The organism is Pseudoalteromonas sp. SCSIO_11900, assembly GCF_000576475.1.
Classification (GTDB): domain Bacteria; phylum Pseudomonadota; class Gammaproteobacteria; order Enterobacterales; family Alteromonadaceae; genus Pseudoalteromonas; species Pseudoalteromonas tetraodonis.
Genome location: NZ_KK070023.1, coordinates 1,084,984 through 1,096,289 on the forward strand (window position 1 = coordinate 1,084,984; position 11,306 = coordinate 1,096,289).

Consider the following 11,306-nt stretch of genomic DNA (forward strand, 5'->3'; position numbering starts at 1 on the left):
AGCTAACTCTCACGCAATGAGAAGGGGTGAGCTAAAGCTCAAAGACGTTGGTAAAAAATTTATACAGCTCGGTACCTTGATTCACACTCGCTGAGGCAAAATGCAATATCGCAATTGCATCGAGATCGAAGCTTAGGGTTTGCAGCGGTTGTTCGCTTAAATAGCGCTCCATTCGCAGTATTTTAGCAATGGGTTCTCCAGCTTTAACATGCCCGCCAAGAGGTGCTAGGTATTCGACCATGCCACCCATGGGGGCGTAATAAGCGATATAATCATTTAGTTGGCAGCCATATCTTGTCATCAATTTTGGCTTGTAGGGGGCATCAACAAATACTTGCTTATGATTTAAATAACTTAAAATACTATTGGCATCGTCTAGTGCCGCGCTTAAATCGATTTTTTCTTGGCTGCCAAGTTCTACCGTAAAGGCTTCAACTTGCACGTTAAATTCACGCCCTTGCTGAGCAAGTTGCTCACTAAGCTGCCACCATGGACAAAAGCTTGCTTCATCCATTGCGCCATCAAAGTCATTAGGAATAACCAGCACATGGGGAATATTAAAGTAACGCGCGCTATCGGTCGCATACTCAGGGCAATATAAGTGCTGACTAGAAATAGGGCCGGTGTGTAAATCTAAAACTATATCTGCTTGATGCGCCAATTTTTGTAAGTTTAGCGCAATCCGTTTCCCCGTTGTTAAACGATAATCAGGGCCGTTGAGTTGTTGCTCAACGTCATTAATTAACGCGGCTTTAAAGGCTGTTTTCAGAATCTTATCATCGGCATCGCTGAACTGCTTTGCAAACTGTGATGCAAGTTTATTATTGCAGTGATACATGCGATTCCAATTAGTCCCCGTAATGGGATCGAATCGGCCAAGGGTAAATTCCCCCGACTTTTGATTACAGCCAATGGGGTTAGCGTAAGGAACTAAGGTAATATCACCTTTTAAATTAAGTGCTTTTAGTTGCTCAAGTAATTGGTAAATTACCGCGTTGCCTTGCACTTCTGCGCCATGCATATTTGCTTGTACATACACACTTGGGCCGGTGCCATCTCCTTTTAAACGATACACAGGAATAGTCAGTGGTAGTCCGTTTGCGACTTCGCCAACTACAATGTTTTCTTGGCTTATAGCTGTGGTGTTATTCATCTTTTTTACCTCAAGTAGTGGCTTGCATCTTCTGCTTGTCGCACGCAACTCAATACGCCATTGTGTATAACATATTCACCGGCCAGCTCATGACATAAAAAGTACGGCATACTTTCGGTAAAACCGTAGGCACCGCATTGACTAAACACTAACCAGTCTTGCTCATTTAAATCACTGGGTAATTGGTGCTCTCCTAAGCAATCAAGTGCAGTACATAAGGGGCCGTATAGGCTCATTGCTTGATTTGCTGCGTTTGAATCTCGTAACAAACGCGCAGGGAAATCTTGACTGGTGACCGCAGGGCGCAATAAATGATTAATGCCGCCGCTCATAATCACCTGTTGTTGGCCGTAATTTAGTTTGCGCTCAACAACAGGTGTGGCGTAGTGGCCGCATTCGCCTACAGCGTAGCGACCTAGTTCCATCCACAGCTCAGTAACCCCCGCATCGCATTTAATTTTTGCAAGCGCCTCTATGAGTGCATCCCAACTTAGAGTGGGCGTATCAAGCGTATAGGGAATACCTAAACCACCACCTAAATCCAGCACCTTGAGGTTAATATTTAAATCCTCAGCAAGTTGCCTTAACGGCGTAATCATTTGTGTCCACAGTTCAGCAAGTTTGTCGCTGCTAAGCATGTTGCCCCACTGAAAAATATGCAGACCGTCAAAATTAAGTGCACAGTAGTCACTGGTATTTAGCGCCTGCCACTCGTCGCACCCTAAGCCAAATGGAGTAAGACTATCGCCCCCTAGCGGGTTTTTATCACCCTCGGGCCAGCGTAATTGAACGCGCAGCAAAACCTGCAACTGGCACTGCTGGGCATTGGCTTGTTCGTTTAACCAACGCACCTGATTGAGACTTTCTGCCACAAAGGTGCATACGCCACGCGCAATAAAGTGCTTAATTTGTTTAGGGCTTTTTGCAGGCCCCGTGTTGAGCACGCGTTCACTGTTAATTCCTTGAGCAAGGACTTGCTCAAGCTCGCCTTTACTTGCAACATCAAAGTTAAAACCAGCGTTATTTAAGCGTTGGATCACGCTAGATAACGGGTTCGCTTTAACTGCATACCAGAGTTTTGCCTCGGTTTGTGCTACTAAACGCGTTAAATGTGTGTTTAGTGAATCAAGATCATAAACAAAAAAGGGCGTATCAAGCTCAGTTGATAGCTTATCAATAGCGCTTTTAACGGGCGTGCTCAAAAAGGTCATTAACGTAAAACCTCTTCAAGCAATAATGACGCGTCACTTTGCTCGTCACGGTATTTAACAATTAACGCACACGACATGCTTAAGCCTTGCTCACGCGCCCAATCGTTTGACGCAGGGCGAGATCCAGGGATCACAATCGCGTATTCAGGGATTGCTTCGCCTTTATCAAGCTGGCGCTCATTTACGCAGTCATAAACAGGGATGGTTGCAGATAAGCGAATACCTGGAGCAAGTACCGCGCCTTTTTTAACTACCACGCCTTCAACAATCACACAGCCTGCACCAATAAAGGCATCATCTTCAATAACCACAGGGCTGGCACCAATGGGCTCAAGTACCCCTCCTAATTGTACCGCTGCGCTTAAATGCACATTTTTACCTACTTGAGCACACGACCCTACGAGCGCGTGGCTATCTACCATAGTGCCCTCGTCAATAAATGCACCAATATTTACGTACGCAGGTGGCATAATAATAGTGCCTTTGGCAACATGTGCACCACGGCGCACACTTGAACCACCGGGTACCATGCGAACGCCTGCTGTGGCGTCAAAGCTTTGCGGTGCTAAGTTATGTTTATCAACAAAACCGCCAGCAAACTCGGTGTTTTGACCGTTTTTAAAGGCTTCTAAAATGCCTTGCTTTACTTCTACGTTAGCGTGCCATTGGCCGTTTTCGTCTTGTGTTGCTGCGCGAACCGCGCCCGTTTCTAAATTATTTAATAGTTCTAACCAGTTCATTATAAAAACCTGTATTTAATGCCAAGATAAAATGGTGTTGTTTGCCGATGAAATGTCATCGGTGTGTGTCAACTCAAGGTGTGTTAAAGGTGGGCGTAGATACGGACTGCCAATACGCCCTTGTAAATGCATTAACACTTTGACTGGGATAGGGTTGGCTACTGAGAATAAGCTATTGATAGCACTAGACCACTGGACAAAAAGATTAGGGTGTTGGCCGCTTAAACTGCGCTTTACAAATTCATGGGTTTGTACTGGCCATGCATTAGCTGCAACTGAGACCAACCCTTTAGCACCCGCTTGGGCAAAGTAAGGCATGAGGGCATCATCACCACTAAAAATGGCTAGTTCAGGCGCTGCTTGTCGATAGGCTTCAAATTGAGAAATACAGCCACTGGCTTCTTTGAGTGCCCATAAATTTTTATGTTGTTTGAGGTTTTCAATGGTTGCAATGGGAATGCTAACCGCACTACGTCCTGGTACGTTATAAAGCATACACGGATGAGAACTGGCATTGAGCAGGCTTTCAAACCAATGCGTTTGCCCCACTGCACCGGGTTTGGCGTACAAAGGCGAGCCAAGTAAAAAACCATGAATAGGCAGTTGGTTGCAGTAGTTAACCCATTCAAGCTGCTGCTTTAAGTTACTACCACCGACTGCGACCATTAGGGGGACACTCGGTTTTAATTGGCAGACATGCTCTACGATGGCTTGCTGCTCTTTTAGGGTCAGGGCTAACCCTTCGCCGGTGCTACCTAGCAGTAAAATGCCATTGTTAGCAGCTTCTTGTTCGGCCACTAAGGTGTTTAAGGTTGCGTAATCAACTAGGCCATTTTGATCAAATGGGGTGATCAGCGCAGTCCATAAATGGAAATTGTTAATATTGAAGTTGTTGATCATCTCTCACGAACTTATAGGGCATTCGTCGAGTTTTTGGCGGGTATTTAGGATGCCTGACTCTTTGAATGTGTTTATAATTCGAAGAGCGAATGGGCTTAAATAATAGGGCGCACGGCCTTATTATACTAAGACCAGAAGCTCTCCACCAAATATGTTATTGGTGACAGTCGCTAGGATTCAACCTAGTCGCCCGAAGTAATCTTTCACAAAAAAGTGTTACCTCTCGGCGTTAATTCCCCTCACGTATGCTCATTGGAGTTTGCGCTCCTAACATACGCTACCTGAATAACGCACCTCTTCTAGCCCTTTGTACTCGCTACTTGAAAAGCCAGTTAGCAAATACAATGTAATAGGGTAAGTGCGGCGATTAAACCATTTTAGCCGTCTAGGTGTCAAGTGACTAAATTCAGATTGATTCATCCTGATTGACTGTTATTACGTATTGGCTGCTTTTCTCGTACACTAACCTCACAGTAGAAGTAAGGTATTAAGCAGATGGAAAAATTTAGCGATATTTATAAGCGAGCAGTGGAGCGAAAGGGCTCTGAAAAAATGCTTAAGTTGTTACTCGCAAAACCTTTATCAACAAAGCAACTCAGCACATTAAGTGATGATGATTGGCTAGAAGAATTTACTCGCAAGGTATTTCAAAGTGGTTTTTATTGGTCGGTGATCAATAGTAAATGGGCAGGATTTAGAGAGGTTTTTTGGGATTTTAATGTTGAAAAGTTACTGATGATGCCACCGGATATGCTTGAGCAAAAAGCCAGTGATGAGCGGATTGTACGCAACTATAAAAAAGTAAAAACTATTACTGAAAATGCATATATGATCCACGAAGTTGCGCAGCAGCATGGTAGTTTTAGTCAGTTTATAGCTAATTGGCCAAGTGAAGATATTATTGGTTTGTGGGCATATTTGAAAAAACAGGGTGCGCGTTTAGGGGGCAATACCGGTCCTTATGCTTTGCGTGCATTAGGGAAAGACACCTTTTTATTATCCCGAGACGTAGAGAGCTATTTACGTGCGCACAAAATTATAGATGGCGGCTTGCAAACCAAAAAATCATTAAATGCCGCGCAAGCTTTTTTTAATGAACTGCAGCAGCAAAGCGGTTTAAGTATGCAAGAGCTAAGCTTAATTGTCGCTTATGGTGTCGGCGACAACCGAGTAGGAATAAGCCAACAACAATAGGATTAATCATGAAATTAGTGCCAAGGTATACCAATATTGGTGACGGCTTTGCTATTAGCGATCATCCGGCTAAAGTGGCAGCGCCACAGTTATTGTTATGGAATGAGCCCCTAGCTAAGCAATTTAATATACAGGTGAGTGCCGATTCACGAGCAAATATATTCAGCGGTAATGAACCCCAAGCGATTTCTGCAGTGGCACTGGGATATTCTGGTCATCAGTTTGGTCACTTTTCACCGCGACTAGGGGATGGTAGGGCGCATTTGCTCGGTGCGATTAGCGATGATAAAAATCAGCTTTGGGATGTGCAATTAAAAGGCGCTGGTGCTACGCCATTTTCGCGCGGAGGCGATGGCCGCTGTGCATTAGGTCCAGCTATTCGTGAGTACGTAATGAGCGAAGCTATGCACGCGCTTGGCATTCCAACAACGCGTTGTTTAGCCGTGGTTGGCAGTGGCGAAACCGTTTATCGCAACCCACCTCAACCAGGTGCTATTGTAACCCGACTCGCCAGCAGTCATATACGGGTGGGCTCGTTTCAATATTTAGCCACTCAAGGTGACGTTACTAGCCTAAAAAACTTAGCCGACTTAGCCATTCAAAGACACTATCCCGAGATTAACAGCACTGGTGCTCAGCGTTATTTAGATTTTTTAGCTGCAGTGATCGCCAACCAAGTCAAATTAGTCGTAAGTTGGATGAGGGTGGGGTTTATTCATGGTGTTATGAACACCGATAACACCTTAATTAGTGGTGAAACCATAGATTACGGCCCATGTGCCATGATGAACCAGTTTGATTTTGATACCGTGTTTAGCTCTATTGATAAACAAGGGCGTTATGCGTTTGGTAATCAGCCAAACATGGCAAGTTGGAACTGTGCCCGCTTAGCAGAGAGTCTAATGGCGCTGATCAGTGATGATGACGAGCAAGCGGTGGCATTGATGACGCCTTTAATTGAGGGCTTTTCAACGCAATTTAACCAACAATTTAGCGCTATGTGGACGCAAAAGTTAGGGTTAACAGTCGCGGATGATAAAGATAATAAGTTGGTGGGAGAGTTACTAGGGTTATTAAAACAACACCAGCTTGATTATACCAATACTTTTAATGCGTTAACTGAATCGTTAACTGGACAAGCGCAAATACCATCAGCACTCGTATCGTGGGCACAGCAATGGCAAACACGAACTAACGAGCATAGTTATAATATAATGCGACAGGCAAATCCAAGTGTGATTCCCCGTAATCATATTATTGAAGATATTATTACTCAGTACACTACGCATGGGGATAGTGAGCTACTCAGTCGTTTTAGCAAAGTGATGTCGAGCCCTTACACAAGCAATATGCAAGCTACAGAGTTTCAACAGCCGCCTGAAGATGATAAGAATTATCGTACTTTTTGTGGTACTTAAGTATTGTTTGTTGCATCTTAAAATGAATATAAAAGGTCATTTTTTACTCCTGCAATGTTCATTCATAGAGTAAACTATGAACGAGTGATACCATAGCTCCATAAAGGCCAGTGATCGTGTGGGGTTTAAAGCGATTGTTTGCTTTTTGAGCTAGCCTGTGTTCATCGACATTTTTTATGAGCTAGTTTTATTATCCTAGATATTGAAAAAATATATTTGCGTTAAGCATTGATTAACAAAGACTCAGTTACTATATAAGTAAGTTAGAAGAGCTAGCAATGCTTAGCTATATTTTTAGTTGTTAAAATGGGAAGAAAACAATGAAATTAAAATCACTTACAATGGCTATCGCGTTAGCTGCAACTAGCGCATCTACTTTCGCAGCCGAGCAAGAAGGCTTTTACATCGGTGCATTCGGCGATTATTACGATGCTTCGTGGAAAAACATGCGTGAGCAAGCTGGCCTTGACGTTAATGAGTCAACAGGCTGGGGTGCTGAATTAGGCTACCGCTTTAATGATTACTGGAGTGCGCGTTTAGAGTACGCAGACCTAGACTTTAATGCTCACGACAAAGTATTGAACAACCGCAACGATATTGACGGCGAACGTTATGGTATCGATGCACTTTACCACTTTGGTGGCGGTCCTTTCTACGGTTTATTTGGTCTGAAAGATATTGATGTTGTTGATGACAACACGTTTTTAAACGCAGGTGTAGGTTACCGACACTTTGTTACAGACAACTTTTTTGTTAATGCTGAAACCAGTGTTTACCAAGGTTTAGATAAAGGCTACACAGATGTTGGCGCTAAATTAGGTATAAACTACTTCTTTGGTCAAAAATCGGCGCCAGTAACACCGGTTGAGCCTGCACCAGAGCCAGAAATTGTTCCTGTGCCGGTAGCACTTGCTGATACAGATAAAGACAGCATCCCTGATGTAGATGATAAATGTGCCAATACACCTATGACAGATGCTGTTGGTAGCGATGGTTGTACACTTTATGAAGATACTGAAGTAACAGTAAGCTTGTTAGTAACATTCCCTAACAATGATTCTTCAGTTTCGCAGCAGTACTTAAATGATATTGACGAAGTAGCGACTTTCTTAAAAGAGTACCCAGATACAACAGTGCTTCTTGAAGGTCATACGTCTGCAGTAGGTAAAGCGTCTTACAATAAATGGTTATCTAAAAAACGTGCTGATGCAGTAGCTAAAAAGCTAATTGCTGATGGTATTGCAGAAGATCGCATTACAGCGGTAGGTTTAGGTGAAGAACGCCTTAAAAATGAAGCGAATACGGCAAAAGCGCATGCTGAAAACCGCCGCGTTGAAGCACACGTAAAATCTATTAAACGTGTAAAAGTATTACGTTAATAGTCTCATTATTGAGTAAAAACCCAGCTTAGGCTGGGTTTTTTTATGGCTGCTTAATAGGTATTCATGGGAGTTGGTTTTACTTTGTTCACTATTCATATTATTAATAATCGGTATAACTAGTTGCATAACTGGATGGATTTTAATCTATGCACAAAAGCTTTATAATCGGCAGATAGAATACTATAGGTATTGGGTTATGGTGTGTTTAGTAAACACCACCGAATACTTTAACGTCACCAAGAGGGCAATACTGTGCTACAAGAATATCGTAAACACGTAGAAGAACGTGCCGCGTTAGGTATCGTACCAGCGCCATTAGATGCTCAGCAGACGGCTGATCTTATTGAGCTAATTAAAACGCCACCGGCAGGTGAAGAAGAGTTCATCCTAGAACTACTGATTAACCGCGTACCACCAGGTGTTGATGATGCAGCCTACATTAAAGCAGGCTTTTTAGCGGCTGTTGCTAAAGGTGAAGCTGTTTCTCCGTTGATTTCTAAAGAAAAAGCAGCTGAGTTACTAGGTACTATGCTCGGTGGCTACAATATTGCACCAATGGTTGAACTACTTGATGACGAAGCGTTAGCGCCAATTGTAGTAAAAGGCCTTTCGAACACATTATTAATGTTTGATGCGTTCTACGATGTAGAAGAAAAAGCAAAAGCAGGTAATGCATACGCCAAACAAATTATAGAGTCTTGGGCTGCTGCAGAATGGTTTGTCAATAAGCCAGCCGTTGCTGAAAAAATCTCTGTTACGGTATTTAAAGTCACTGGCGAGACAAACACAGATGATTTATCACCAGCACCAGATGCATGGTCACGTCCTGATATTCCGCTTCATGCATTAGCCATGCTTAAAAATGAGCGTGATGGTATTAACCCTGACAAAGACGGTGAAGTAGGTCCAATCACTCAGCTTGAAGAATTAAAAACTAAAGGCTTACCACTTGCTTACGTAGGTGACGTTGTTGGTACAGGCTCTTCGCGTAAGTCTGCAACAAACTCTGTGCTTTGGTTTATGGGTGATGATATCCCATTCGTACCAAATAAGCGCGTGGGTGGTGTATGTTTAGGTAACAAGATTGCGCCTATTTTCTTCAACACAATGGAGGACTCGGGTGCGTTACCAATCGAGTTAAATGTTGATGAATTCAACATGGGTGACCAAATTGATATTTACCCATACGAAGGTGTAGTTAAGCGCCACGGTACTGATGATGTGATCTCTACATTTGAACTTAAATCAGACGTTATTTTAGACGAAGTTCGTGCTGGTGGTCGTATTCCATTGATCATTGGTCGTGGTCTTACAGACAAAGCGCGTACATCATTAGGTTTAGGCGCAACTGACGTATTTAAAGTACCAGCAGTGACTGAAGTATCAGACAAAGGCTTTACGCTTGCGCAAAAAATGGTTGGTAAAGCATGTAACGTTGCCGGTATTCGCCCAGGCCAATACTGTGAACCTAAAATGACCACGGTTGGCTCGCAAGATACAACAGGTCCTATGACGCGTGATGAGCTTAAAGACTTAGCCTGTTTAGGTTTCTCTGCAGATTTAACAATGCAGTCTTTTTGTCATACATCGGCTTACCCTAAGCCAATCGATGTAAACACGCACCATACGCTTCCTGATTTTATTATGAATCGTGGCGGTGTATCGCTTCGCCCTGGTGATGGTGTAATTCACTCATGGTTAAACCGTATGTTATTACCAGATACCGTAGGTACGGGTGGTGATTCACATACACGTTTCCCATTAGGTATTTCATTCCCAGCAGGTTCGGGGGCGGTAGCGTTTGCAGCTGCAACGGGTGTAATGCCACTAGATATGCCTGAATCAATTTTGGTTCGCTTTAAAGGTGAAATGCAACCGGGTATCACTTTACGTGATCTTGTACATGCTATCCCTTACTTCGGTATCAAAGAAGGCCTATTAACGGTTGAGAAGAAAGGTAAAATCAACGAATTCTCTGGTCGCATACTAGAAATTGAAGGTGTTGAGCACTTAACGGTTGAGCAAGCGTTTGAGCTATCAGATGCATCAGCAGAGCGTTCAGCTGCTGGCTGTACTGTTAAACTTTCTAAAGAGTCTATCAGCGAATACCTTGAGTCTAATATTGTTATGCTTAAGTGGATGATTTCTGAAGGTTACGGCGATGTACGTACGATTGAACGTCGTGTTACTGCAATGCAAGACTGGTTAGCAAACCCAGAGCTAATGGAAGCTGATAAAGACGCAGAGTACAAACACGTACTTGAAATCGACCTTGCTGAGATTAAAGAGCCAGTACTGTGTGCGCCAAATGACCCAGATGACGCGCGTTTACTTTCTGATGTTACTGGCGAGAAAATCGACGAAGTATTCATCGGTTCTTGTATGACTAACATTGGTCACTTCCGTGCTGCAGGTAAATTACTCGATGGCTTTAAAGGGCGTATCCCAACACAGCTTTGGGTTGCTCCACCAACGAAAATGGATAAAGACCAACTAACTGACGAAGGTTACTACGGTATCTTTGGCCGTGTTGGTGCACGTATCGAAACGCCAGGGTGTTCTCTGTGTATGGGTAACCAAGCACGTGTTGCTGATAAAGCAACGGTTGTTTCTACCTCAACACGTAACTTCCCTAACCGTTTAGGTACAGGGGCAAATGTATTCTTAGCATCAGCTGAGCTTGCTGCAGTAGCTGCAATTTTAGGTAAATTACCTACACCCGCTGAATACCAAGAATACGCAGCGAAAATCAACGCAACGGCTGCAGATACATACCGTTACTTGAACTTCCACCGTATGCCTCAGTACACTAAAAAGGCAGACAACGTAATTATTCAGCAAGCTGTATAATTTATAGAGTGTGTTTAAAAAACCCGCTTTGGCGTAATGCAGATCAGTTAAGAATATTTTTATGATCACTTGACTGATCTTTCCATGGCTTCAAAATCCGATATTAGAAATAATATCGGATTTTTTTATGTCTCTCATTCAGCACTTCGATAACATGTCTTCATTTTTAAATGATGTACATACACTAGATAAACTTAAACAGGTTCTTGACCCTGATATTCTTGAACAAGCATTTAAACATGCAGGTGTTGCTACTGTGCGTAAAAGGCGATTACCGCTAGAAGCTATTATGTGGTCTGTAATTGGAATGAGTTTATTCCGAAACGAAACCGTTTGGGATATCGCTAATAGACTCGACATCTCTTTACCCGGAAAAAACAAATTAGTCGCGCCAAGTGCGCTAGTTCAAGGCCGGCAAAGGTTAGGCTATGAGTCAGTCCAACATACATTTGGATATG

Annotated in this window: 9 protein-coding genes and 1 riboswitch; of the genes, 5 read left to right on the top strand and 4 right to left on the bottom strand. The window is 43.1% G+C overall.

Going from position 1 to position 11,306, the window contains the following annotated elements:
- Positions 1-31: 31 nt before the first annotated feature.
- Genes BG00_RS05065 through dapA form a run of 4 tightly spaced genes read right to left on the bottom strand, consistent with a single transcriptional unit; the run spans position 32 to position 4,004 of the window.
- Entirely contained in the window at positions 32-1,153 is a 1,122-nt protein-coding gene (locus BG00_RS05065; protein WP_036980950.1) for a succinylglutamate desuccinylase/aspartoacylase family protein, read from the bottom strand.
- Positions 1,154-1,158: 5 nt separating this feature from the next.
- Positions 1,159-2,364: a PLP-dependent decarboxylase gene (locus BG00_RS05070; RefSeq protein WP_036980952.1), complete on the bottom strand. Its 1,206-nt coding sequence runs from the start codon at positions 2,362-2,364 to the stop codon at positions 1,159-1,161.
- Entirely contained in the window at positions 2,364-3,104 is a 741-nt protein-coding gene (locus tag BG00_RS05075) for a 2,3,4,5-tetrahydropyridine-2,6-dicarboxylate N-succinyltransferase (RefSeq protein ID WP_036980954.1), read from the bottom strand. Before BG00_RS05075 ends, BG00_RS05070 begins: the two co-directional genes overlap by 1 nt.
- Before the next feature lie 15 nt (positions 3,105-3,119).
- Positions 3,120-4,004, bottom strand: coding sequence for a 4-hydroxy-tetrahydrodipicolinate synthase (dapA, locus tag BG00_RS05080; RefSeq protein ID WP_036980956.1), 885 nt, complete (start codon positions 4,002-4,004; stop codon positions 3,120-3,122).
- 127 nt (positions 4,005-4,131) lie between these two features.
- A riboswitch (Lysine riboswitch) is annotated at positions 4,132-4,311 on the bottom strand.
- A 188-nt stretch (positions 4,312-4,499) separates the two neighbouring features.
- On the opposite strand from dapA, the gene BG00_RS05085 reads away from it, so the two are divergent.
- From BG00_RS05085 to BG00_RS05105, 5 genes are all read left to right on the top strand, one after another.
- The gene (locus BG00_RS05085; RefSeq protein WP_036980958.1) at positions 4,500-5,198 is read left to right on the top strand and encodes a DNA-3-methyladenine glycosylase I; all 699 of its coding nucleotides are present in this window, start codon (positions 4,500-4,502) and stop codon (positions 5,196-5,198) included.
- An 8-nt stretch (positions 5,199-5,206) separates the two neighbouring features.
- Positions 5,207-6,616: a protein adenylyltransferase SelO gene (locus BG00_RS05090; RefSeq protein WP_036980960.1), complete on the top strand. Its 1,410-nt coding sequence runs from the start codon at positions 5,207-5,209 to the stop codon at positions 6,614-6,616.
- Between the two features lie 320 nt (positions 6,617-6,936).
- Positions 6,937-7,995 (top strand): OmpA family protein, encoded by a 1,059-nt coding sequence (locus tag BG00_RS05095; RefSeq protein WP_036980962.1) that lies wholly within the window; start codon positions 6,937-6,939, stop codon positions 7,993-7,995.
- A 255-nt stretch (positions 7,996-8,250) separates the two neighbouring features.
- Entirely contained in the window at positions 8,251-10,848 is a 2,598-nt protein-coding gene (gene acnB / locus BG00_RS05100) for a bifunctional aconitate hydratase 2/2-methylisocitrate dehydratase (RefSeq protein WP_036980964.1), read from the top strand.
- Positions 10,849-10,975: 127 nt separating this feature from the next.
- Positions 10,976-11,306 (top strand): transposase domain-containing protein (locus BG00_RS05105; protein ID WP_190276260.1); only part of this gene is annotated, 331 nt, incomplete at its 3' end.

Coding starts and splice junctions, on each gene's coding strand:
- BG00_RS05095 (WP_036980962.1), top strand. CDS start 6,937: ATGAAATTAAAATCACTTACAATGGCTATCGCGTTAGCTGCAACTAGC.
- BG00_RS05070 (WP_036980952.1), bottom strand. CDS start 2,364: ATGACCTTTTTGAGCACGCCCGTTAAAAGCGCTATTGATAAGCTATCA.
- BG00_RS05065 (WP_036980950.1), bottom strand. CDS start 1,153: ATGAATAACACCACAGCTATAAGCCAAGAAAACATTGTAGTTGGCGAA.
- dapA (WP_036980956.1), bottom strand. CDS start 4,004: ATGATCAACAACTTCAATATTAACAATTTCCATTTATGGACTGCGCTG.
- BG00_RS05085 (WP_036980958.1), top strand. CDS start 4,500: ATGGAAAAATTTAGCGATATTTATAAGCGAGCAGTGGAGCGAAAGGGC.
- BG00_RS05090 (WP_036980960.1), top strand. CDS start 5,207: ATGAAATTAGTGCCAAGGTATACCAATATTGGTGACGGCTTTGCTATT.
- BG00_RS05075 (WP_036980954.1), bottom strand. CDS start 3,104: ATGAACTGGTTAGAACTATTAAATAATTTAGAAACGGGCGCGGTTCGC.